Source organism: Pseudomonas sp. TR47, from assembly GCF_044143025.1.
Classification (GTDB): domain Bacteria; phylum Pseudomonadota; class Gammaproteobacteria; order Pseudomonadales; family Pseudomonadaceae; genus Aquipseudomonas; species Aquipseudomonas putida_E.
This window is the reverse complement of the sequence record NZ_JBHFCS010000021.1, coordinates 76,769-100,805: the sequence shown is the minus strand read 5'-3', so window position 1 is coordinate 100,805 and position 24,037 is coordinate 76,769. Positions and strand designations below refer to the sequence as shown.

Below are 24,037 nucleotides of genomic sequence, written 5' to 3'. Positions count from 1 at the left end.
GTGTCTAGGAAACCAGGGGCGATTCAGTAATCTCCATCAGGGACCATTTGAACAGATATTCCAGGGAGGGTCGAGCCACTCATGTCCGCAGATAAATCTCTTGTCGCTGCCCTTCAAGCGCTGTGGGACATCCCGCCACCTGGCTCGCAGAATCTCTGGAGCAGCCGCGAGTTCGTCGCACTGAAGGAGTTGCTCACCAAACGCTACTACAGCGGAAAATCCACCTTCGGGCTGGAGGTCTCCATCGGCAATGCGCTTAGGTCGCTGGGGCTGCCATGCAGCACCCCTCATCTGTCTAACCAGTCCATGCCAGACATGGCTAAGGTGGCTGGCCTGTTGGCTCATGAGTTTCAACGTACCACCACTAAGCGGCGTTACCTCTGCCCGCTCGATATGGCCGATGAGCTCCCGTCCTTCCAGTTTGGCAATGCCCGGATGGGTCGATTCGCCGATACCGAACTTGAGGTTTTGTTCAATGCGCCCCGCTTAGAGCGCTGCTATCCAGACATGCAGCTGGACGCTCAGCGCCTGTCCCAGTTTCATTGGATGGTCGTAGAGGAGGACGTATCTGTTCGCAGCGAATCGGGCAATCGCCAGTTCTCCTGGCTGGATTTCCCCATCGGAAAGGATCTGGGCGAGATTGTTCCCCACAGCGGGCGCTTCCCCGCTGCGGTAGAACGTGCACTGTTTTTCCTGCTACTGGCGCCATGGGAAGACTGGGCCGAGATGACCGAAGTGGACTGGCGGGGTTTCCGGCTGCCTTGGGTCTATACCCTCGACGATGACCTGTGCGCTTTCCCGCACCCGCCGCCCCACCCTGAGCGGCTGACGTGGGAGCCGTGCTCCTTCCAAGTGGACCACGACGAGTGGGAGGAAGCCGAACGCCCTATGTGGCTGCGAACTTGGGCAACCGCCGAGGATGTGCGGCAGGCACTGGAAGCCAGGTGGGAGCTGCTGCGTGTAGCTAGCCCCCAAGCGTCGGAGCTTTTCTCAACTCCTGTCGAACACTTCCTGGTCCGTGCGTTTCTTTCTGACGGCATCGATGAAGTGATGGCGCACCTCATCATGATTGAGGCCGCGTTTGGCGCCGAGGAAGACCACAGGCGTAAGCTGCGACTAACAGGTGATAATTACGACGAATCGCCGACGCGCAGGGTTGCTGCAAGACTGAGCGCCGCCATCGTCGAGCCTGGCGCAGCGAAGGAGCATCCCGTCGCCGTGTGATGATGGACCTGGGGTACATTAAGCGTTTAACGCAGCGCTGCGCGAGTCCTGCATTGGGGGTGATTGCTTTGAGAGAGGCTGAAACACTGATTCGGCATACCGGCAAGCTGAATATTGGCGCTGTGGAGAAAGCGATATTGGAGACTTTTCCATGATGAGGTTCTCTGAAATTGAGGCGTTCAGGGCCGTCATGTTGTCGGGCTCAACCACTGCGGCCGCGCAGACGCTGCACACCTCACAACCTAATGTGAGCAGAGCGATTGCGCTGCTTGAACAAAAAACCGGCTTGAAACTTTTCGAGCGATTGCCAGGGCGACTGGTGCCCACCAGTGACGCCCGGTCCTTCTTCAAGGAGGTACAACGAAGCTTTGCGGGGCTGCACCATCTGGACGAAGCCGCCAAGCGGATCAAGCGGTTCAGCGGTGGCGCGCTGACGGTCGCCGCAGTACAGATGCTTGCGCTGGGCCTGGTGCCCAGGGTGATGCAGCAGTTTTGTCAAAATCTGCCCGAAGTCAGCGTGTCCATCCATACCGGCCACGCAACGACAGTGGCACGCTGGGTTGAAGATCAAACCTGTGATGTCGGCTTGGTCTCCCAGGTCAATAACAACTATGGCCTGGCCTATGAGCACCTGTATGAGGTAGACGCCGTCTGCGTGATGCCTGCAGACCATCGGCTCGCACGCAAGGACGTGATAACCCCCCAGGACCTGGCGAATGAGCCTTTCATCTCGCTGCCCCGCACCGAACATGGCTACTCACTGGTCGACACCCATTTTGAAAACGCCGGTATTGACCGGCACATTCGCCTAGAGACCTCTTACAGTTCAATCACCTGTTCGCTGGTCATGCAGGGGCTAGGCCTATCGATCGTGAACCCGCTCGCCTCATTGGATTACCGCCATTCGGGCATGGTGACGCGGCCTTTTCTGCCCACCGTAAAACATCAGGGGTACATCATCTACCCCAAAGAGCGCGCGAACGATCGGTTGATTTCAGACTTCGTGACGACCGTCAAAGACGTGCTGGCCCGCGAACTCGAGAGCCTCGGGTGTAAAGCGCCGGCGTAGGGATTGCTCCCGGGAGGGGGGGTATATCACCAGTGCATAGGCCAAGGCGATATTCTATTTGCTTGTCCACCGCTGCTCCCCTTAACGTTGTGTTCAGCCGGAACTGGGGCGCTAAGCGTCTCCTGGAAGACAACAATTATAGTCCGTGCATTGAAGCTGGGCTTCTGCCGACTGATGTTACCCAATTGAGTCAAAACAGAGGCGGACCACTGCCTCGTTAACTCGCGTGAGGAGGGGAAGCTGACATGAAAAAAATCAACACCTTTGCATTGGCCAGCGCCATTACGCTTAGCAGCGGCGCGTATGCGCAAGACACGCTCTATTTCGCAGGGTATTCCGGCGACTTTCAAAAGACCTTTGAAACGGTCATCCTTCCCGAGTTCGAAGCCAAGCATGATGTCAACGTCGTTTATGTGCCGGGCAGCTCGAGTGAAAACCTTGCCAAATTGCAAGCGCAGCGAGCCAGTCAGCAAATCAACGTTGCCTTGTTTGACGACGGCCCCATGCATTACGCCGTGCAATTTGGCCTGTGCGATAACTTGGCGCAGTCGCCGGTGTATCAGGACATCTACGATATCGCCGCAGCCTCGAACTTCAAGGGTAAGGCGGTCGGTATCGGGCTGGTGGCGACGGGCATTGCCTACAATAAAGCAGTCTTCGCCAAGAATGGTTGGGCGGCGCCCACATCGTGGTCCGACATCGCGGACCCCAAATATGCCAAGCGCGTCGCCTCCAACCCTATCTCCGGTACGTTCGGCCTAAATACCTTGATCATGTTCTCCCGCATCAACGGTGGCGGTGAGCATGATATGGACCCAGGCTTCAAAGCCGTTCGTGAAAATGTCGCGCCCAATGTATTGGCGTGGACCTCTTCGAATGCCCAATTAGCGCAGATGTTCCAGAGCAACGATATCGATATTGCTGTCTGGGGTAGCAACCGTGCCGTGGCGTTGAAAAAAACAGGCTTTCCTATCGAGTTTGTTTATCCAAAAGAAGGCACACCCGCCATTATTGCTTCGGCCTGTGTAGTTTCCGGGAATAAGCTCGCAGAAAAATCTCAAGCGCTGATTCAATACCTGGCGTCTCCCAGTGTGCAGGCCAAGTTCGCCACCGAGGGCTTCGGCCCCGTCAACCGGCAAGCCAAGCTCGAAGAGGGTTTGGCCGAAGAGGTCCCTTATGGCGAAGAGAAGCTTGCGCAGCTGGTGCCGATAGACTGGGACACCGTTAACCGTAAACGTGCTGAATGGACAAAACAGTGGAGCCGTACCGTTGAGTGAGCGCTTTTCTCGACGATGATAATAATAGTGAGTATTGGCCATGAGTAATTTGATTATCCGAGGGCTCTCGAAAACCTATTCGGGCGGCTTTACCGCTGTGCGCAACTTGGACCTAGAGGTTAAGAGCGGTGAGTTCATCTCGCTGCTGGGTGGCTCGGGATGCGGAAAAACGACGACACTTCAGATGGTCGCGGGATTTATTTCCCCTACCACGGGTTCTGTCCATCTCGGTGGCAACGACATCACCAGCATGCTGCCTGAAAAACGTGACATGGGCATCGTATTCCAAAGCTATGCACTGTTCCCGCATATGACCGTTGCCGAAAACGTCGGCTTCGGGTTGCAGATGCGCAAAGTGCCTAAACAAGAGCTGGCGACGCGTGTCGAAGAAGCGCTCGCGATGGTCCGTCTGTCGGGGCTCGGGGCGCGTTATCCACGGGAGTTGTCCGGTGGCCAACGGCAGCGTGTCGCTATCGCACGGGTTTTGACGATCCGTCCGAGTGTCTTGCTGCTCGATGAGCCTATGTCGAACCTCGACGCTAAGCTCAGGGGTGAAATGCATGTTGAGCTCCGGGCGCTCCAGCGCCGGCTCGGCATTACTACTATCTTGGTCACCCATGACCAAGTCGAAGCCATGACAATGAGCGACCGAATCGCTGTGATGGCCGACGGTTGCATCGCAGAGCTGGGTAAGCCTCAAGATGTCTACGACCAGCCCACCTCCAGCTTCGCCATGCGCTTCCTGGGTCAGACCAATATTCTCATGGGCAAGGTGAAGTCCATCTCCCAGGGACAGGCATTGGTCCACCTGGACGGCATCGTCGTGCCCGCGAACCGGCAGCAGCTCAAGGTGGGCGACGACGCCATGCTGTTCATCCGGCCTGAGCGCATCCGCTTCACCCCGCCCGGCGTTGGGAAAGCCGAGGGGCGTATTGCATCACGTTTGTTCCTCGGTGGCCTGTGGTATTACGAAATCGAAAGCGCCTTGGGCGCGTTGAAGATGACAGCACCGAACAATGGCGAGCGCCAGCCTCAAGAAGGCGAAACGGTCGGCATCGGTTGGGGCGACGGCGACCTGCAGGTCGTATCCGCGGAGGCCGCCCATGGCTGACACTACCTACCGCGCCAATGGTGCTCAGTGGGTACTCTCGCTGCCCGCGCTCCTGTTGTTTCTAGGGTTGCTCGTCGTACCCATCGCATTGACTGGCATGCTTTCATTCAATGTGTTCGACGCCATGAGTGGCACTCAAAACAGTTATACCTTGGCCAGTTACCTGGAGGTACTCAGCGACAGTTTCTATTACGAGCTGTTTGCCCGTACCGCTTTGATGTCACTGGGCGTCACCGCCGTCTGCATTGCCATTGGCGTTCCTGAAACGCTGATCCTTTCGCGCATGCGGCCCGCATGGCAAGGTGGCTTTTTCGTCGTGATACTCGGCCCGTTACTCATTTCCGTGGTGGTACGGACGTTGGGATGGTCGCTGTTGTTGGGACGTGAAGGTTTTATCAACTCAGCGCTGATGGCACTCGGTCTGATCGACCAGCCACTACAGCTCATGTTTACCCTGACCGGGGTAGTGATTGCCCTGACCCATGTGATGATGCCTTTCATGGTGATCTCGGTATGGAGCACGCTGCAAAAAGTCGATGGCCAGATTGCCCATGCGGCCCGCTCCCTCGGGGCCGGCCCGGTGACCACCTTCAGGCGCGTTGTGCTGCCGCAGCTGATGCCGGGTATTTTGTCTGGCGGGATCATCGTCTTTACCTTGTCTGCCTCGGCCTTCGCCACGCCGGCGATGATCGGCGGTCGCGGCGTCAAAGTCGTCACCACGGCGATCTACGATGAATTTCTCTCCACGATGAACTGGCCATTGGGCGCTTCCATTGCGGTGCTCTTGCTTATTGCCATTGTCTTCGTGGTGATCGGCAGCAATCGATTGATCGAGCGAAAATTCAAGCAGGTGTTCGTATGAGTGATCGCAGCCTGGAAAGTAACGGACCCTTTGCAATACTCTTCCACACACTGTTCGTCAGTTTCATTGTGGCGCCGCTGTTGATCATTGTATTGGTCTCTTTCTCAGACAAGGGCTATATATCGATGCCTTTCGACGGCGCCTCGTGGCGGTGGTACAAAGCCATTTGGGACGCCCCGGAGTTGATCAATGCGTTTTGGCTCTCGGTGTGGCTGGGGCTTGGCGCGGCGACGATTGCGTCCATTGTCGCGGTACCCGCCGCGATAGCTATTGCCAAATACCGTTTCGCCGGACGCGAAGCACTTACATCATTGATTCTCTCCCCCTTGATGATTCCTCATGTCGTGCTTGGTGTAGCGTTTCTCAGGTTCTTTTCAGTGGCGGGGATTTCGGGTTCGTTCATCGGGCTGTTATTGGTGCATGCATTGATCGTCACGCCTTACTCACTGCGGCTTACCCTGGCGGCTGTCATCGGGATTGATCGCGATGCGGAACTGGCGGCACGCTCACTCGGCGCCTCTAAATATGTGTCCTTTTGGAAAGTGTTGTTTCCCTTGATTCTCCCAGGCGTGGCCGGCGGTTGGTTATTGGCCTTCATTCAAAGTTTCGATGAAGTCACCATGACGATATTCGTCTCCACCCCGGGTACTACGACACTTCCGGTTGCCCTGTATGAACGGATCGCATTGATGACCGACCCGGTGACGACTTCGGTTTCCACGGTAATGATTGTGGGAACGATGATCCTCATGTTTTTGCTAGACCGTATTGTCGGTTTGGACAAAGTATTAATCGGTAAAAAATAGGCCCAGGTGCACTTTTCGCTTCCAAAGACTTTGGCAGCGAGGAGCCGCTCGCCCTTTTTTCAAGAGCTGCCGCACAGTTGCGGAGGTGAAGTATGAGCAAAGAACACATGATCGTAGTGGGCGGTGGACTCGTCGGCGCGGCAATTGGCTACGGTGCCGCGCGCAGGGGCCTTAAGGTCACCGTCCTCGACCAAGGGGATGCCGCATTACGCGCCTCTCGGGGAAATTTTGGCCTGGTCTGGTTATCGAGCAAAGGTGGTGGGATGCCCCGCTATGCGCAATGGACGCGCGATGCCGTAAGACAGTGGCCGGAACTGCACCGGGAGTTGCTCAGCCTGACGGGTGTCGATACGGGGCTTGAGCAAACGGGCGGCTTCTGGCTTGGGTTCAGCGAAAAAGAGGTACAAGCGCGGGCGGACTTGCTTGAGAAAATCAACAAAGCAGTGGGTGATATCCCCTATCAAATGATGGGCCCTGCAGAGCTGAGGCAGCATTTGCCTGGGCTAGGCCCCAAGGTCGTCGGCGGAAGCTTCGGTACTCATGATGGCCACGCCAACCCCTTGATGCTGCTCAGGGCACTGCATGCGGGTCTGAAAATGAAGGGGGCAGATATCATTTCTGGCGTTGACGTTGTTGCGGTCTCGCAGGACCCCGGTACCGGTAAATTCACGGCGCGTTCCCGGGATGGCCAATCCTGGAACAGCGACAGGCTCGTACTCGCCGCCGGTATCGGGATCTCCGAGTTGGCATCGCAAGTGGGGTTGCATGCCCCAACCCGCCCGACGCGCGGGCAAGTGCTGATCACCGAGCGGCTCAAGCCGTTTATCCCCTACCCGACGAACAAGGCGCGGCAGACCAAGGAAGGGTCGGTGCAGATCGGCTCGACTTCAGAAGATGTCGGTCTGGATGATCGCACGACACCTGACAAGATCAGCTGGCTCGCCGAACGGGCTGTAGATACGTTTCCCGCCCTCAAGGATGTGAGGCTCGTTCGAGCATGGGGCGCCATTCGGCCTTTAACCCCCGACGGCTACCCGGTGTACCAGAGTTCGACGACGTGCCCAGGGGCCTATGCCGTTATTTGTCATAGCGGCGTGACACTGGCGGCAATCCACGCCTACGTCATCGGGCCCTGGGTCGGGGGCATAACACCCTCACCCCCGAACTTCGAAGGGTTCCACAGCGACAGATTCCTAGACCCCAACGCGAGTTTTACCCATGACCACTAAGCCGCTTTTTTCTGTTTCGAACGCGCCTGCTGGGCGGACGGTAAAAATCACATTCGAGGGGCAAGAATTGCGCGTCGCCGAGGGCATCAGTGTGGCTGCCGCGTTGCTGACCCAAGGCGCCCGTGATTTCCGCTCCAGTATCGTCGGTAATGTTTCCCGCGCTCCGTACTGCATGATGGGTGTTTGCTTTGAATGCCTCGTTGAAATCGACGGCGTACCCGCACGGCAAAGTTGCATGGTCCCGGTGCGCGACGGCATGCATATCAAGCGTCAACTCGGCGCTGTGGCACTGGACCTCGGCGAAATGGGAGGGTGCCATGAATAATGTCCCGGTAGACCTGGTGGTCGTCGGTGCCGGCCCAGCTGGAATGGCCGCAGCCTGCCAGGCACGCGCCCAGGGGTTGACGGTGGTCGTGCTGGACGAGCAACCAGCGCTCGGCGGCCAGATCTATCGGCGGATCGAGTCCGCTCCTGAAGCCATACAACACATCCTCGGCGCGGATTACGTCGCAGGCCGAGCCCTTGCTCGTGAATTCAAAGCCAGCGGTGCTATCCACATCACCGGTGCGGTGGTCTGGAACGTGGCCGCTTCGGGGGAAATCAATTACATCGCCAATGGCCATAATGAAGACATCGTCGGCAAGTATGTCGTACTGGCCAGCGGCGCCATGGAGCGACCATTCCCCATCAAAGGCTGGACGTTACCTGGTGTAATGGGCGCGGGTGCCGGTCAGATCATGCTCAAAGGGGCTGGTGCACTGCCTACCGAGCCCGTTGTCCTCGCCGGTTGCGGTCCGCTGCTCTACCTCTTGGCTTGGCAATACCTCAGGGCAGGCGTGGCGATCAAGGCGTTGGTGGACACCACACCACAGTCGGCTTATGTCCGGGCGTTGCGCGAAGCGGCTGGTGCGCTCAAAGGCTGGCGTGATCTTGCCAAGGGCATGAAGCTGCTCGCGTCGATCAAGCGTCACGGGGTCAAGGTTTACTCGGGCGCTACCGACCTGGCAATCGTGGGGGACCATGCGGCCCAAGGCATTCAATTCAAACATCGCGGGCAGCGCACGTCCGTCGCGTCTTCTCTGGTGTTACTGCATCAAGGGGTGGTCCCGAATGCGCAACTCAGCCTCTCGACGGGCGCCGCGCACTATTGGAGCCCCGAGCAACTTTGCTGGTTGCCGCATACCGATGAGCATGGACGCCTGGGCGACACCGTGATCTACGTCGCCGGTGATAGCCGAGGCATCGTCGGCGCCAAGGCATCTGCTGTACAGGGACGCTTGGCGGCCTTGGCAATTGGGGCGCAGCTTGGAAGTTTGCAGGGCTTGGGACATCAACTGGCCGGACTGGCTCAGCAGTTGGAAAACGCTACGAGCATCAGAAAGTTCCTGGATGTTCTTTATCGCCCCCAGGAGGAAAATAGAATTCCCGCAGACGATAACGTGCTGGTGTGCCGCTGCGAGGAAGTGACTGCTGGGCAGATTCGCAGCTATGTAGCGTTGGGCTGCCATGGGCCGAATCAAACCAAGGCATTTGGCCGCTGCGGCATGGGGCCATGCCAAGGACGTTTCTGCGGTTTAACCGTCACCGAAATTATCGCGAAAACGCGCAACGTCGATCCTAACGAGGTCGGCCACTACCGCGTTCGCGCCCCTATCAAACCTATTTTACTGGGCGAACTTACACATTAGTTCGCCCGTTCTTCATACTAAAATCCAGGAGCCTATATGAGTGATATCGTTCGCATCGAAACTGACCCGCGCCGTAGCCGGGTCGTTATTTATAATGGTGTGATTTATGTCGGCGGGATGACCGCCGATGACCGCACTCAAGATATCGCCGGCCAAACACGCGATACATTGGCGAAAATTGAAGCTTATCTTGAGAAGGCGGGCTCAGACAAAAGCCGGGTGCTGACAGCGCAAATCTGGATCAAAGACCTGGCCCGTGACTTCGACAGCATGAATGAGGTCTGGAACGCCTGGACCGCACCGGGTTGCGCCCCCACGCGCGCCACCGCCCAGTGCGACATGGGCGCGCCGGATGTGCTGGTCGAGATCATCGTGACCGCCGCGGTTGCTGAGTAAGCCGCCTCGCAGTACTACAGCTAAACCGGTCTGTACGGTGTTCACGGCACCGCGCAATGTGATGAGGCGTTTCAACTACAGCTTCTGACTGGCGTGAGCGCGCGCACCGGCGCAAGGTGCGCCGCTGCGCCCACGGCTTACCAATCAGCCGGGGGGATACTGGGGCCAGGCAGAAAATCTGTACCTGGGTTTCCTGCCCAAGAGGTACAGCGTAAACCCGACCGTTTGGTGCAATAGGCGGGAAGTATTGCCCGTTACCGAGGTGACGAAATTCCATGCTTGTGCTCCGGATAGATGAGGTCGCTAGACACTCTCCGGTAACTTCCTGAAAACCCAAGGTCAGCTGTTGTCAGCGAGTCGGCGCACGAGTTTATCTTGTTGGGCAAGCTAGCTCGCCACATGGCGTGCGTGCATGTAGCTGATCTAAACGCTTCGGCGTTTTGCTCACTTTCGCTAGGGTGCCGAAACTGGCAGCCCTTCCGAAGTCATCCCATGACCTCACAGGCTTGGGAAAATACTGCGTATCGCAGCGGTAGGGTGCCCTGCCGTTGGATTTGGATCAGCGCCCGCTGCCAAAAGAGGCAGCGGGCAGTTTGCTGCAGGTAGCTGGCCGTACCGCTGAAGACTCAGTCGTCGCCACGCTTTTTGTCCAGACGCGCTGCGACCATGTAGCCAATAGCGCCTGCGATGGTCAGCGCACTGACGACGGCAAGCACGGCATATACAAGCAGCTCAAAACGATCCATGCCCTTACTCCTTTGATTTGAGGTCTAAAGGTTAAGGGCTTTTGATCGAATCCCAAATCTACTGTGTGACGGCTTTGCGCCCGGTGCCTGCAGGCTCTTTCCGCATGTAGGCCCTGGCACCGACGTACGCATCAGTTTCCCAAATATGCAAATGCCCTAACTCGTAGGCGACGTCATTCCGAGCCTCCAGATCCTCATCGTCGGGTGCTTTTCCTCCAAGAATCGGGGCGTGGTGACCAGACGACCGCTGGTAGAGCTCGCAGGCATATGCTGCGCGACAGTCATCAATGTTTAGTCCGTGAGAAAGTAAAAGCTCTTGCGCTGCAGGTAGGTTCTTTGATTTCCATGTACGCCAAGCTGCAGGCTTCGGGCGCCTGCTGCCATGTCGTTTTTGAAATGCTGCGGCCTTATCCAGAATGACAATTTGCTCAGGATCAGAAATATTAATGATCCGATGCTCACGCTTATCTTTGCTGAACGCATAAAAGATGTTTTCCGCCTCGGCTTCTTTATGAGCATCTTCTGCGTCGAAGAAAAAAGCGTCTAGCATTGACATGCCGAGGTATCGAACCAATCTGATCAATGTTGCTAGCTGCTCTGAGTGGAGAGTCTGAATATCTACCATCGCGGCTTCAAACCTAGTTCGGTCAAGACCGCGAGGTACCGTAATCCGTGCATGGCTTGGAAAGCCAAGCCGGCTACCAGCATCAGCCGCTGAGCCCTTCCAGCGTCCATCACTTGCGAAGCTCATTACTGAATGTACAGTCTCAAGCAGAGCGATTACGTTTTGCTGCGGAAGGTTCCCTTGGTATGCCTGGATGTACAGCTCTTCCCCGTACTCCCTCACAAGTTTTTTATTGACGAATTCCAGGATATCCACCTCATGAGAGTCCCTGGCATAAACACAGAACTGCGCCCATTGCTGGTCGTGGATCATGGCCTCGTGTTGCCCAAGTAGCCCGCGTCGGACTGCCTCCCCGAGTACCGCCGAGCCGGCCTTGGTCAAGTCCCGATCAAAATGTGAGTGGAAACTCTGCTTCATGGGTCATTTCTCCATTCAGCTCAGGTGCTGAGCTGCTAAAGGAAATGTTGAGCGAGAAAAAATATCCTGGGCTTCGTTTTCGGTTGCATTTAGCGCCTGAAATTGACGAGCGCATCCATCCCGTAAACGGTCGTTTATGGCACACCTATTCCAAATGATCTTTTGAACTTGGGATTTACCGCTTTCCTGTCACTTTTCCTGTACCGAAATCAGTGTGAGAAAAACGTATGGGAAAGCGGATTGGGTATGCCCGAGTGTCGACTGATGATCAGAACCTCGACCTGCAGCGAGATGCACTTGCTCTGGCTGGGTGCTCAACAGTCTACGAGGAGACCATGAGCGGCAAGTCGGCGGACAGACCGGAGCTTGGGCATTGCCTAACAGCTCTGCGTAGTGGTGACACTCTGGTTGTCTGGCGACTGGACCGTCTCGGTCGTTCTCTGCCTGACTTGGTTGGGATTGTCAGTAGCTTGGAGCGGGAAGGGGTGGCCTTCGAATCCATGACCGAACGAATCGAAACCACCAGCGCTGCCGGTAAGCTGATCTTTCACGTGTTCGCTGCCCTGGCGGAGTTCGAGCGCAACCTCATTCGAGAGCGAACTCCCGCAGGGCTGGCTGCGGCTCGTGCCCGTGGGAGAAACGGTGGACGCAAGCCTGCGCTGGATGATCGTCAGGTACGTGAGATACGAGCTCTTCTCAGAGATCCTGAGATACAGGTGACCGATGTTGCCCGACGGTATGGCGTTTCTCGAACAACGCTTTACCGCTACGTCGGTTCGCAGAAATCATCTGCGGTCGTTTAAGTGGTGGTGGTATTTTCCGCTGAAGTTGCCCAGATAATTTTGGGCGCTATGACTTGGCAGGCAAGTGACGGATGTTTCCGGCGCACTACGTGTGCCGGACTACCACTGAATAAAAATAGGGAGTTTTCATGTCGGTGTATTTTTCTGTGAAGGGATGCGTTGGTACCTTGCTGTTGGTTGCGCTAGTTGGGTGCTCCAGTACCCCGAGGGTCACGTTGCCAGAACCTAAAAATGTTCCTCGCGAGAAATGGTCCGATGCCATGCTGGTTCTGGAAGCCATGCGCATCGATGGTCAGCGCGATATTCCAAGGGAAATGGTCGGGAACGAGGTAAATAACTTGAGCGCGCTGGGGACTTCGGGAGGCTCTGGAGGTCTGGCGACGGCAGGTTTGGGATACGTGTCACCTCCAACTGGTTTTAGCAGCGCAGGAGCAGCCTCTCTTGGCGTCGGGTTGTTCTTGCTGGGTGGTGGCAGCGCTGGCCCTGTCTATCATTACCAGGTTGCTGCGTGGGTGCCTGAGGAACTCGCGTCTAACCCAAAGGAGGCATCTGCGTTGGTCAGGTTGGCCTGGCTGGATGCGAGAGAAAAATACTTCGGTGGGAAAATCTCAAAGTTGCGTCATGAGCCGGCTAAGTACGCTGACGGATCAGGCAAGAAATACGACAGGCTTGCAGATTTGGCTGCTGGGAACCCTGCACCGTTCGACGCTCCGGCGAGCGCTGCGCCAGCATTCATTTCGGCCGAGAAAGCCTACGGCCCGATTTTCCTGACCGATCCCTCAGGCGAACTATTTGCTGACGCTAGCAGAGCTGATAAGGACGGCATGGATGCGCTGGCGGGTATTGCTCGTCACCTGCCCGAATGGATCTATGCATACTACCCTGGACGGAATTGGCCTAAGGACTTCCGACCTGCCGCTATTTACAACAAGAACGGCAATCTCTATTTCATTGGGAAGTAGTTCGTGGTCGACCTGTGCGCCTGGCGTGCTGGGGTTTTATCTGCGGAATCAGTCATACAGACTCTCTCGCGAGTCGAAGGCGTTCAATAAAAACGAAGATGCTCAACACGAGTATTGAGCACCTTCGACGTGCGTTGAGCGCCTTCAGGGAGCGGTGGGAAGCTCCCATGCCCATCCGCCCTGCATACCTGTTTTGTGTGAACGTATACCTAGCTGTTTCTGGGCTCTGCGAAGTGACGCCGAAGAAATGCAACGTTCTTCAGCTAAAGCCATCAACGCATTGATTGCAACAGGCCCAGCTTGCAACGTCTCCTCAAGAAAGCTACGCGCTTCTTGAGTAGCTGATGCGGGTCTGGCGTCACCCGCTTGCTCGATCGCAGCGAGAATGGCTTCAGCGCTACCATCGATGGCCTCTCCCCATCGGATGCAGGTTGTCTCCAACTGCTCGTCTATAACGATGGGCTCAACGAAATACTCGATTCCTCCGTTATCAATCGAAACGTTGGACTTGGCTCGGACAAGCACCCTGGCTTCTGAATTTTGATCCTTCTCTGCCACCAGTACAGTGCGAGCGAGCGCGGAGAATGCCTGGCTGCCGATTACACGATTAGCGGCGGAGGACTGGGCCGTACCTTTGCTCAGGTGAGATATGCCGAGGACAGCGCAACAATGCCGCTCTGCAAAATCCACTACCATTTGTAGCCCTTGCCGAACCTCGTTTGCTCGGTGCATATCTCCACGAATAAGATTGATCAGTGGATCGAAAATCAGCAATGAAACGCCGTCAATACGTGCGGCTGCCTCATTCAAAAGGGCAAAGTTGGCTGCAGGATCAAACTGTCGCCTGTTCCCGCGCTGATCACTTAGCCCTTCGATTATGTGCACGCGGGTTAGGTCTGCATCTGCAGCCGTAAGGCGGGGAATGATCGTGTCAGCGATACCATCCTCGCCGCTCCAGATTACGATGTTGCCTGCTGCCTCACATTTGCTGCCGTCTGGCCAGTCACCACCTCTGCTGAGCGTGGCGGCCAGCGAGATTGCCAGCGTGGTTTTGCCGCATCCACCTGCACCGGCAAGAATGGATAACTTTGCCTTTGGCAGCCAGCCTGGCCAAATCCACTGGGTTTTTTCCGCTGGGATATCGACCGCTGCTGTGAGTTCTATCATCCAGCCCGGTTGTTGAGGTGTTCGGCGCTGCATTACAGCGCCTCCCTTTGCCGAATCCAAGCTTGGACTTCGCTATTACGCCAACCGACGCTGGAGCCGCACAAAAGGCGCTGTCGCGGGAAAAGGCCTTCCGAAATTTTCCGATAGATCGTTGAACGTTTTAGGCCGACGATTGCCTCGACATCGCGCAAACGAAGAATTTTGTCATCGTCGCTGACATCGTCAGGGTTGCTAACGTGCATTGACATAGGTTTGAGTCCTAGGTTCTGAAGCGTGGGGCAGCGTCCTCCGGCACTACTGCTAAAAAGGGTAAAAGACGGATATCGGCTGGCTACATAGCGAGCAGGGGCATTTGCCACACGCATAGGTATATGCGCGTTTCCGAGATTGATGTTCGGTAGCGTCGGAGGTCGTTGTGGGCTACAGAAGTTCTAGGGCCCTAAGGCTTCTAGTGGCAGAACGGACTGAGAATGTCCTCGCCAGATACGCAAATCAACCAATGGCAGTTGATGCGGCCCGTTCAGCGGATGCGAACGAGGCGAAAGTTTTTAACATCGTTACCAGGGCGACGTGGCGGACCGTTGCGGATCGATATGGATCGCTTGGGACGAACACTATTTAACATGAGAGTGCCGGGCTGGCAATCAGCAGGTGCTCTGCCTTGGTTGGGAAAGGGTGGCCCAACCAAGGCAATAGTTGACTGAGTGCTCAGCGTTTTATCGGACTCAACTAGTCATCTGTACCGATATCGAGTTTGGGCAATCCCTTGACGATTTTCTGGGTTTCCAAGCTCACGGTGACCACGCGCTGGAACAGCTCCAGAGGGTATTTGGGGTTGCCCATGGTTTCGGTTGCCCAGTCGTTGGCGTCGTTGACGATGCCGCTGGCTTTGTCGGTGCGCACGGCTTGGCGTTCCATTACCCAATCCAGCGCAGCTTTGCCGTTGACCACGTAATCCCAAGCCACCTCGGGGATGCCCTTGAGGGTGATACGGGGGTTATAGATGACTGTGGTTTTGTCGCCCTTCTTGGCGAACTTCATCTTCTCCACTCGGTAGTCGGCATCGGCCAGCGTGCCCTTGGCCTCGATGGTCAACGGGTACGGCTCGACAGTTTCGTAGTTCAGGTGGAGGTCAGCCAGGGCGCGGCCTGCTTTGCTGAAAGCCCAGAAGTCGGCGGCCTTCTTCACAGCCGGGATGCGCGGCAGCTCTTTGCTCAGGTTGTCGGCAAAGCGCTCGCGGTAGTCTGGGGAGTGCAGGATGCCGTAGACGTAGTAGAACAGGTCTTCTTTGCTGATCTGCTCGCCGGGGTAGGTGGTATTGAAGTGTGCAAGGCCGGCATCGGTGATGGCATCGCGCCGGCGCAGCCCGGCTTCAGTGGGCTCGGAAAAGAGATCTTTTTTCGAGGCCTGTGCGGTTTCGTCGTAGAGGTACAGGGGGAAGCACTGCGAACCCTCAATATCCACGAAGTGAAGGCTTGGTACATGGCGAGAAATCAAGGCGCTAAATGCAACCTTTTCACCTGTGGCAGAAACGCCGATCACCAAATTCTCAGCCACGGCATCGGGAAAAATGCGCGGCATCTGGTAAACCATCTCGTTGAATCGACGGTTGAAGTACAACCATTGCTTGGTGAAAGGGCGATAAAGTGCAGTCATCAAGCAGTCGACCTCGAAGGCATAGCTGCGATCTTTGCCAAGATCCTGCTTCAGTGCGCGAGTCCAACTGATGCGTGTCGGATCGGTGTCAATAAATCCATCCACCTGAGCCTGACGGCCCTTGGTATCCAGCCCCGGATGCGCCGCATTGAAGCGCTTTACTTCAGCGTTGTAGAAACCAATCATGCCTTCCATATTGGTCGCTAATTTGGCTTTGCAGGAATTGAAGGCCCAAGCATCACGCTGAGTTTTCACGCCATTGGAGTAGTTGTCGAACAGTGTAAGTGCGCTTTTGTCGTCCTTTTCGCCCAATACAATGAACTGGTTAAAGCTGTCGTCACGCTGCTTAACCCAGTCCCCGTGCTCATCCGGGGTGATCGGCTGCCACTGCTCGATGCCGGCCACGCTGCTAAAGCCGGCGATCTTCTTCAGCTTTTCCTCACGGCTGAGGTAGTCGCCTATGTCGTTGAAATTAATCTGGCCATAAGCCTCTGCGTTAGGATTCTTGACCAATAGGGAGATGGCAATAGGCGCTCGACTACCCATGCCAAACACGTTGTCCTTTTCCTTCCGGCGTGTTTCACCTGATGTGCGGGCGTTCCCGCGCAGATGGAACACATACAGGCTGGAAAACTCATCAGTTAGGCACTTCCGCAGTCCGTCAGTAGTGCTGGCATCGACAAAGCCGGCGTTGGTAACAAAGCCGATGATCCCGGCATCACCGATACGATCGCTGGCCCATCGGATGGCGCGAATGTAGCTGTCATACAGCGAGTTCTTGTTGGTTGCTTCAGAACGCGCTCCGTATGTATCACGAATGCGTGCGTCCAATGATGGATAGGGCACATTGGCATTGTTGGCATTGGCATCTCCTTGACCAACCGAATACGGCGGATTACCCACAATCACCCGTATATCCAAATCCTTCTGGCGCTGACGCCGGGCGCTGTTGTCCTCCAGCAGCGCGCTTACCAAATCGTCCTTTTCGTACATCTGGAAGGTGTCGGTCAGGCAGATACCTTCAAACGGGGTGTATTCGTCAATCACTTCGCCGTGGTATGCCGCTTCGATATTGATGGCCGCGATGTAGTAGGCCAGCAGTACCAGCTCGTTGGCGTGAATCTCGTGTCTGTATTTGTGCGGCAGCTCGTCCGGCTTGATCAGGCCTGACTGGATCAGGCGGGTGATAAAGGTACCGGTGCCGGTGAACGGGTCAATGATGTGGACGCCCTTGCTGCCCAAGGTCTGGCTGAACTCCTGCTGCAGCAGGTGATTGACGCTGTGCAGAATAAAGTCCACGACCTCAACCGGGGTGTAAACGATCCCTAGGCGCTCAGTCATCTTGGGGAAGGCATTGCGGAAAAACTTGTCGTACAGCTCGACGATGATCTTCTGCTTGCCTTGGGCATTGTTGATGCCGGCAGCGCGTTGCCGCACGCTGGCGTAGAACTTATCTAGGGTATCGGCTTCCTTGGCCAGGTGATGTTCATGAAGCGCGTCCAGTACGCCTTGCATGGCCTTGGACATGGGGTTGTGGCTGGCGAAGCTGTACTCATCGAACAGCGCGTCGAACACTGGCTTGGTTACCAGGTGCTGGGCGAGCATTTCGACAATCTCGCCATCGCTGATGCTGTCGTTGAGGTCGTCGCGCAGCTCGGTGGCGAAGGCATTGAATGCGGTCTTTTCCTGGATGTTGGCAGGGTTCTCCAGGATGCCCTGAATGCGGTCGATATGGGTGCGGGCGATCTTGGCGATGTCGTTGGCCCAGTCTTCCCAGTGGTGGCGGTTACCGCACTTGTCAACGATCTTGGCGTAGATGGCCTTCTCGATTTCCCCCACCTCATAGGCCAGCTCGGCCTGCTGGGTCATCTGACCCTCGACATCGTACTTAGCGCGTTTCTCACCAATGCCGTATTGGCCTTTGCCAGCCTGGCCGTTGCTCGTTCCGCTGTTTTTCTTGGTCTTTTTGTCGGCCTTGTCGGTGATGGCGATGACTTCCATCTTGCGCGGGTCAGAGCCGATCAGGTCGAGCTTGTTGACCATGGCGTCGAAGCTGTCGTCGTGCGAGCGCAGGGCCTGAAGCACCTGCCAGACAACTTTGTAGGTCTGGTTGTCATTGAGCGCTTCGTGGGGCTCCATGCCGGCCGGAATGACCACGGGCAGCACCACATAGCCACGCTTCTTACCCGGTGCGTTGCGCATTACCCGGCCAACGGATTGCACCACGTCCACCTGGGAATTACGCGGGGTGAGGAAGAGAACGGCGTCCAGCGCTGGTACGTCCACACCTTCAGACAGGCAACGTACGTTGCTGAGGATGCGGCAGGTATTGGCTGGCGGTTCTTCTTTGAGCCAGTTGAGCTTGGCTTCTTTGGCACTAGCATTCATGCCGCCATCGACGTGTGCGGCTTCGCAGATGATGCGTGAGTCCTCATCGATATTTTCGGAGTCTTGATAAGCTTCCACCACCGACTGGAACATGCTGGCGATGTTGATCGAGCTGACCTTGTGCTTGGTGCCCTTGTAATTGGGCGAGATGACCTGGCAGAAAGCTACAGCGCGCCTCATGGGCTGATCATCACCCACCAAGTTTTCGGCCAATCCCTGCTTGGCCAGCGCCTTCCAGCAACCGACTATCTTGGCGGCATCGTCTACCTTGAGCTGGTTGTTCTCGTCCTTCAGCATCTCCTGAAGGCGGCGGCTGATTGTGCTTTCCTCGACGGTGAGTACTAGCACCTTGTAATCGGTGAGCAGGCCGCGCTGGACGGCCTCGGAGAAGTTGATGACGAACAGCTCTTTGCCGTAGAGCGCTTCGTCATCCATTGAGCACAGGGTGACTTCGCCGGACTCGGCCTTGAGCTTGGCGTTGTCACCGTAGATGCGCGGCGTGGCGGTCATGTACAGACGTTTGGTGGCGCGGATGTAGTCGGCATCATGAACGCGCACAAAGTTGCTTTCGTCATCGTCACCAAAGGTGGCACCCGTGGTGCGGTGCGCTTCGTCGCAGATCACCAGATCGAAAGCGGCCAGGCCATGATCAGCCTGGGCACGGCTGATCACATCGATGGAGTGATAGGTGGAGAACACCACGCTCATGTGTTCGGCATCGTGACGCTTGAGCATTTCTGCCGCGAGGCGATCTGCCTTGGTAGTGGCCGGGTATCGCAGTTCATGGGTGAACACCTGAACCGCGTCATCCTCTGCTTTTCGCTTCTTGCCTACGTCACTGTCGGAGCAGACGGCAAAGCTGTGGAGCGGGGTGGCGCTTTCCTGCGTCCATTCGGTTAGGGTCTGCGATAGCAGCGACAGGCTAGGCACCAGGAACAGTACACGCTTACCCTTGCCGGCCTGCTGTTCGGCAATTTTCAAGCTGGTGAAGGTCTTGCCGGTGCCGCAGGCCATGATTAGCTTGCCGCGTTCGGCGTCCTTGAGGCCAGCGGCCACGGCATTCAACGCGGTTTGCTGGTGCTCGCGCAGCTGCTTTTTGGCCTTGAGAGCGACTGCCTGATTGGGCTGGTACTTGGCCCAGTCTATCTGGCTGTCTTCCAGGGCTTGCAGGTCGATTTTACTGACCGGAGGCTGCTGACCCTGCAACGCGTCCTCGGCGTGCTCGCTCCAGTTGTTGGTGGTGGCGACGATGACGCGGTGCGAGAACGGCGCCTTGCCCGAGGCGGTGAAGAAACTGTCTATGTCCTTCTTCTGGACTTTGTAGTCCTCGGCGTACAGCTTGCACTGGATAGCGTGGTACTCGCCGGTGCCCTGGGTGCGAGCCACTAAATCAACGCCCGCATCCTTGCCACTGAGGCTTTGTTCCTTCGCCCACTCCGCATACGTCCATACTTTGTCGTAAAGGTCGCGGTAGGTGGCTTCGTTGCGGAGGTAAGTGCAAATCAGCTCTTCGAAGTAAGTACCTTTTTCGCGTTCGGTGACAGAAGCGCTGCGGTAGGTATTCAGCAAAGCTGATAAGGCTGACATCGGTAGGAATTCCTTTTGGATTGCGTCTGGCGCATTACAGGCGCCAAATCGGCGCAGTTTAGCAATTCAGCCAGTACTGGAGCGATAAGATAGTGCTCGTATTAGCTTGAGGGCTCGCTGACTGATGGGGGCGCTTGCATTCAGCGTTTTATCGAGTCCAAAAAGTCGGCCCAGATCTGCATCATTTCACGCCGCTCTGGCAAGAAGCTGGTTCGATCGTACGCGCGTCCCAGCGGATTTTTTACTGTGTGAGCAAGCTGATGCTCCAAGAGATCTGGGCGAAATCCCAGCACCTCCGCACCTATGGTTCTCGCTGTCGCACGAAAGCCGTGCCCAGTCATTTCGTCGCCGCTGATGTCCATGCGGCGTAATGCGCTGAGTACGGCATTGTTGGACATCGGCCGGTCGCCTCCTCGTGCCGAGGGGAAGGCGTATCGATGTCTGCCGGTGAGTGGTTTCAGCTCGCGCAGAACAGCGATTGCTTGCTGGCTCAGGGGAACCAAATGATCCGGACGATCCTGTTTGGTGGCAGTGAGCCCTTTCATCTTGTGGCCGGGAATCAACCACTCGCCCGCATCCAGATTGACCTCCGACCACTCCATGTGGCGCAGGTCACCGGGCCGGCAGAACAGCAATGGGGCCAGCTTGAGTGCACAACAAACAGGCATTGTCCCCGTGTAGCTATCCAGTGCTTTGAGCAGTGCCCCGAGTTTTTCAGGATCGGTCACGGCAGCAAAGTGTTTCACCCGCTTGGCTGGGAGCGTACGTGAGAGATTGCCAATCTGGTTGGGCGGGGTGATACCGGCAGCTTCGGCGAACTCGAAAATCTGTTTGTAGATCTGGGCAACACGACGCGCCGTCTCGCGAGCGCCGCGCTTGATGATGCGCTGCAGGTTTTCGACCAGCATGGGCGTGCTGATGCTGCTGATCGGGAGTTTTCCCAGCCAGGGGTAGGCATTGAGCTCAAGGCGCTGCCGCACCGTGCGGGTATATTCCGGATCCCAGGTTGACTCGCGAATAGTGAGCCATTGCTTTGCGACCGACTCAAAGGTGTGTTGGTGATCGAGCTGGCTGACCACCTTGGCCATGCGTCTTTGCAGCGAAGGGTCTTGGCCGCCGGCAAGCTGAACGCGAGCATCATCACGCTTGCGCCGGGCCTCCTGCAGGCCGACCTCAGGATAAACACCAAGCGCTAAGCGCTTTTCCTTTCCCAGAAAGCGGTACTTCAAGCGCCAGTAACGACCTCCGTTGGGCTGCACTTCCAGGTACAAGCCCTGTTCGTCATACAGGCGGTACGGCTTGTCCTGGGGCTTGGCGTTGCGGCAGTTGGTGTCTTTCAAGGGCATTGGGGGCACATCCTCTCCGAACGAGCAGATGAGCGTTTTATGCCCCCATATGTGCCCCCGTCAATCGTGGGATGCCCTGGGATAAGGTGGGAAAACGCGGGCAATAAAAAAGCCGTAAAGCTTTGATTTCTCTAGGCTTTACGGCTTTTCTGGGTCTTCCTGGGAAGAAAAATTGGTGGAGCCGGGGGGATTTGAACCCCCGTCCGCCAGTACTCCGCTGTCGGTACTACATGCTTAGCCGTGTCTATTGAGTTAATCCGCAGCCGCCCGACGGGCAGGGTGCTTTGGACGAGTTGGGTAAGTTTTAGTCGCTTTGCCCCCAACGTGCTACACGACGATCCTGTTCTGTATGACAATCATTTCGGGTTTACAGGCATCCCCTGATGATTGCTGGAGCCGAAGCTACCAGGAGAGCGGGCTCAGCTGCTTACGCAGCGAGAGCGTAACCCTCGTAGTTTTCGTCATTGGCAACTATAGAAAGTTGCAACAGTGGATTTACGAGTTCTGTTACCAACTCGGCATGCACCTAGAGTTTCGCTACCGGCGTCGAATCCTAATCGGCCCCACACTCAGCTCTAGCTGACGTACCTTTCGGCACGTGCTGCTGAGTATACGCCTTTGCGCGGGCGGCGTCGACAGCCGCTTCTTGCCGCCCGCTCAAAGCTTAGCTACCGCTGCCACCGGCCGAGCCGCTGCCCTTGTCGGTTTTTTCCAGGCGTTCGAGCACTTTGGTGGAGATGGCAATGCATTCTTTGGTGTCGCCCGACGCCTGCGCGGCCTTGGCCTTGTCGACGTGTTCGGTGATGGCCTTGTCCAGGCCTTCGGAGGTGGCACCGGCGGTGGCCATCTGGTTGTCGATCTTCTGCAGGTTGATAGTGCACAGGTCGTCAGCAGCGAACACCGGTGAAGCCAGGAGGGTAGCGGCCGCGAAGAGGGCCGAAAGCGCGGTACCTTTCATGGGTGTCTCCTTGAAGGCCTCTGGAAGGTGGGCCTGTAAGGGTGGACTGTCGGGGTTTGCCGAGGGTTCAATCGGGGTGTTGGCTTGGCGACATGATGGTGTGCGGCGGGGTGGTGCCGCTGATTGGGCCGCAGCGCGGCCCGGGTGGTATCAGTGGGATTTGTTCAGCCCAAGCTCGATGTCGTCGATCAGTGCCTTGGCCATCTCGCTCAGGATGCGCGCCGCGCTGCCGGCCTGGCGGTCGTGTTCCATTTCGGCTTCGGTGGTGAGGTGGCGGATGCAACCGAGCAGTACTGATAGCTGGCTGAAGGCGTGCTCGAAAGGCACGCCCGGTTGCAGGCGAAACAGGTCGAAGGTTTCACTGCCGGCTGTGGTGAGGTTTTTCAACGCGTCATTCATTGAGTCACCTCTGCCTTTGCGCGTTGTAGAGGCCAGTCAAGGCATGCTCGATCAGGGCTCTGGACGTCTCGCAGGCATGCTCGGCGTTGCTGAGCATGCTCAGGCCCGGTTCGCCGGCGTGGGTGCGGCAGTGTTCGTCGATGGTTTCGGCGACGCCGCGCAGCAGTTCGCTGGCGTGGGCCAGGGCGTCTGGTGGGGGCATGTCGCTGTGGATGGAGAAGTAAGGGTTGGTGAGGAGTTTGGAGCGGGGTGGGTCGGGTACGATTTTCTTCATGGTGCAGATCCCAGTTTGATTACTCAACAGGAGCTGCCTACGCGATCCTTTCTCACGGGATTGGGTGGCAGCCATGCGTGGGGTGAGAAACCGGTAAACATGGGAAATCCGGCCAGACCGAGGTCTGCCCACGCAGGGCCGCCATTACGAGGCTGCTGTCATGTTTACGGGGTTCTCACACCCTGTCGTTCGAAAACGACCCAGGGAAGTTAGCCCTGATGGTTGTGAGCAACAACAGCGAAACGGCAGCAGCGGTCGTAGGATAAATCCCAAAGCATTTAATCCAGAAGCATTTGGTTGCAGGTTAGGAAATGTCTTACGGGTGGAGGGCTTAGGTGAGGGCTGTGCCCTCGATCGCCGGCAATTGGGCCGCAGCGCGGCCCGGGTGGCATCAGTGGGATTTGTTCAGCCCAAGCTCGATGTCGTCGATCAGTGCCTTGGCCATCTCGCTCAGGATGCGCGCCGCGCTGCCGGCCTTGCGGTCGTTTTCCATTTCGGCTTCGGTGGTGAGGTGGCGTATGCAACCGAGCAGTACTGATAGCTGGCTGAAGGCGTGCTCGAAAGGCACGCCCGGTTGCAGGCGAAACAGGTCGAAGGTTTCACTGCCGGCTGTGGTGAGGTTTTTCAACGCGTCATTCATTGAGTCACCTCTGCCTTTGCGCGTTGTAGAGGCCAGTCAAGGCATGCTCGATCAGGGCTCTGGACGTCTCGCAGGCATGCTCGGCGTTGCTGAGCATGCTCAGGCCCGGTTCGCCGGCGTGGGTGCGGCAGTGTTCGTCGATGGTTTCGGCGACGCCGCGCAGCAGTTCGCTGGCGTGGGCAAGGGCGTCTGGAGGGGGCATGTCGCTGTGGATGGAGAAGTACGGGTTGGTGAGGAGTTTGGAGCGGGGTGGGTCGGGTACGATTTTCTTCATGGTGCAGATCCGATCGTGGCTGGATTTGAGCTGCCCTTCGTCTTCCTCTCACAGAATAAGGTGGCAGCCGAACGCGGGGTGAGAGACCGGCAAAGATCGGCATAAGCCGGCCAGGCCGAAGCCTGCCCGCGTT

General features: G+C 56.9%; 22 protein-coding genes and 1 other RNA gene. 12 read left to right on the top strand and 11 right to left on the bottom strand.

Annotated elements, in window-relative coordinates:
* Window positions 1–81 precede the first annotated feature (81 nt).
* From ACEWE8_RS20260 to ACEWE8_RS20215, 10 genes are all read left to right on the top strand, one after another.
* Entirely contained in the window at window positions 82–1,224 is a 1,143-nt protein-coding gene (locus tag ACEWE8_RS20260; protein WP_061552265.1) for a hypothetical protein, read from the top strand.
* A gap of 151 nt (window positions 1,225–1,375) precedes the next feature.
* Window positions 1,376–2,293, top strand: coding sequence for a LysR substrate-binding domain-containing protein (locus ACEWE8_RS20255; RefSeq protein ID WP_009681612.1), 918 nt, complete (start codon window positions 1,376–1,378; stop codon window positions 2,291–2,293).
* A 245-nt stretch (window positions 2,294–2,538) separates the two neighbouring features.
* Window positions 2,539–3,570 (top strand): ABC transporter substrate-binding protein, encoded by a 1,032-nt coding sequence (locus tag ACEWE8_RS20250; RefSeq protein WP_009681611.1) that lies wholly within the window; start codon window positions 2,539–2,541, stop codon window positions 3,568–3,570.
* A 40-nt stretch (window positions 3,571–3,610) separates the two neighbouring features.
* The gene (locus ACEWE8_RS20245; protein ID WP_009681610.1) at window positions 3,611–4,681 is read left to right on the top strand and encodes an ABC transporter ATP-binding protein; all 1,071 of its coding nucleotides are present in this window, start codon (window positions 3,611–3,613) and stop codon (window positions 4,679–4,681) included.
* The gene (locus ACEWE8_RS20240) at window positions 4,674–5,543 is read left to right on the top strand and encodes an ABC transporter permease (protein ID WP_009681609.1); all 870 of its coding nucleotides are present in this window, start codon (window positions 4,674–4,676) and stop codon (window positions 5,541–5,543) included. The genes ACEWE8_RS20245 and ACEWE8_RS20240 overlap by 8 nt, the downstream gene beginning before the upstream one ends.
* 11 nt (window positions 5,544–5,554) lie before the next feature.
* On the top strand, window positions 5,555–6,349 hold the full coding sequence (locus tag ACEWE8_RS20235) for an ABC transporter permease (protein ID WP_197844851.1): 795 nt from the start codon (window positions 5,555–5,557) through the stop codon (window positions 6,347–6,349).
* Between the two features lie 92 nt (window positions 6,350–6,441).
* Window positions 6,442–7,578, top strand: a complete 1,137-nt coding sequence (locus ACEWE8_RS20230; RefSeq protein ID WP_017638571.1) for an FAD-binding oxidoreductase — start codon at window positions 6,442–6,444, stop codon at window positions 7,576–7,578.
* Window positions 7,568–7,903 carry a (2Fe-2S)-binding protein gene (locus ACEWE8_RS20225; RefSeq protein ID WP_009681606.1) on the top strand — a complete coding sequence of 112 codons (336 nt, stop codon included), beginning with the start codon at window positions 7,568–7,570 and terminating at the stop codon, window positions 7,901–7,903. The genes ACEWE8_RS20230 and ACEWE8_RS20225 overlap by 11 nt, the downstream gene beginning before the upstream one ends.
* The gene (locus tag ACEWE8_RS20220) at window positions 7,896–9,266 is read left to right on the top strand and encodes an FAD-dependent oxidoreductase (RefSeq protein ID WP_009681605.1); all 1,371 of its coding nucleotides are present in this window, start codon (window positions 7,896–7,898) and stop codon (window positions 9,264–9,266) included. Before ACEWE8_RS20225 ends, ACEWE8_RS20220 begins: the two co-directional genes overlap by 8 nt.
* A 36-nt stretch (window positions 9,267–9,302) precedes the next feature.
* Window positions 9,303–9,662, top strand: coding sequence for a RidA family protein (locus ACEWE8_RS20215; RefSeq protein WP_009681604.1), 360 nt, complete (start codon window positions 9,303–9,305; stop codon window positions 9,660–9,662).
* An 804-nt stretch (window positions 9,663–10,466) separates the two neighbouring features.
* Here the strand turns inward: ACEWE8_RS20215 and ACEWE8_RS20210 are convergent.
* Complete coding sequence (locus ACEWE8_RS20210) at window positions 10,467–11,450, bottom strand: hypothetical protein (protein ID WP_054904418.1); 984 nt, start codon at window positions 11,448–11,450, stop codon at window positions 10,467–10,469.
* Window positions 11,451–11,677: 227 nt separating this feature from the next.
* Here ACEWE8_RS20210 and ACEWE8_RS20205 point away from each other — a divergent pair, with 227 nt between their 5' ends.
* Entirely contained in the window at window positions 11,678–12,253 is a 576-nt protein-coding gene (locus tag ACEWE8_RS20205) for a recombinase family protein (RefSeq protein WP_395589358.1), read from the top strand.
* A gap of 128 nt (window positions 12,254–12,381) precedes the next feature.
* Entirely contained in the window at window positions 12,382–13,215 is an 834-nt protein-coding gene (locus ACEWE8_RS20200; RefSeq protein WP_340623230.1) for a hypothetical protein, read from the top strand.
* 144 nt (window positions 13,216–13,359) lie between these two features.
* On the opposite strand, the gene ACEWE8_RS20195 is transcribed toward ACEWE8_RS20200, so the two are convergent.
* The 10 genes from ACEWE8_RS20195 to ACEWE8_RS20150 form a co-directional block, all read right to left on the bottom strand.
* A complete protein-coding gene (locus ACEWE8_RS20195) occupies window positions 13,360–14,415 on the bottom strand; it encodes an AAA family ATPase (protein WP_274119154.1) in 1,056 nt (351 codons plus the stop codon).
* Window positions 14,415–14,624 carry an AlpA family transcriptional regulator gene (locus ACEWE8_RS20190; protein ID WP_256207019.1) on the bottom strand — a complete coding sequence of 70 codons (210 nt, stop codon included), beginning with the start codon at window positions 14,622–14,624 and terminating at the stop codon, window positions 14,415–14,417. The genes ACEWE8_RS20195 and ACEWE8_RS20190 overlap by 1 nt, the downstream gene beginning before the upstream one ends.
* 487 nt (window positions 14,625–15,111) lie before the next feature.
* A complete protein-coding gene (locus tag ACEWE8_RS20185; protein ID WP_395589357.1) occupies window positions 15,112–20,013 on the bottom strand; it encodes a DEAD/DEAH box helicase in 4,902 nt (1,633 codons plus the stop codon).
* Between the two features lie 140 nt (window positions 20,014–20,153).
* Complete coding sequence (locus ACEWE8_RS20180; protein ID WP_340623228.1) at window positions 20,154–21,359, bottom strand: integrase arm-type DNA-binding domain-containing protein; 1,206 nt, start codon at window positions 21,357–21,359, stop codon at window positions 20,154–20,156.
* A gap of 173 nt (window positions 21,360–21,532) precedes the next feature.
* Window positions 21,533–21,924, bottom strand: a transfer-messenger RNA (tmRNA) gene (gene ssrA, locus ACEWE8_RS20175).
* 99 nt (window positions 21,925–22,023) lie between these two features.
* On the bottom strand, window positions 22,024–22,317 hold the full coding sequence (locus tag ACEWE8_RS20170) for a hypothetical protein (RefSeq protein WP_046785172.1): 294 nt from the start codon (window positions 22,315–22,317) through the stop codon (window positions 22,024–22,026).
* A 150-nt stretch (window positions 22,318–22,467) separates the two neighbouring features.
* Complete coding sequence (locus ACEWE8_RS20165) at window positions 22,468–22,716, bottom strand: DUF3077 domain-containing protein (RefSeq protein ID WP_161871123.1); 249 nt, start codon at window positions 22,714–22,716, stop codon at window positions 22,468–22,470.
* A 4-nt stretch (window positions 22,717–22,720) separates the two neighbouring features.
* A complete protein-coding gene (locus ACEWE8_RS20160) occupies window positions 22,721–22,990 on the bottom strand; it encodes a hypothetical protein (RefSeq protein ID WP_115273537.1) in 270 nt (89 codons plus the stop codon).
* A 391-nt stretch (window positions 22,991–23,381) separates the two neighbouring features.
* Entirely contained in the window at window positions 23,382–23,630 is a 249-nt protein-coding gene (locus ACEWE8_RS20155) for a DUF3077 domain-containing protein (RefSeq protein WP_046788360.1), read from the bottom strand.
* Between the two features lie 4 nt (window positions 23,631–23,634).
* The gene (locus tag ACEWE8_RS20150) at window positions 23,635–23,904 is read right to left on the bottom strand and encodes a hypothetical protein (protein ID WP_115273537.1); all 270 of its coding nucleotides are present in this window, start codon (window positions 23,902–23,904) and stop codon (window positions 23,635–23,637) included.
* Between the last annotated feature and the right edge of the window lie 133 nt (window positions 23,905–24,037).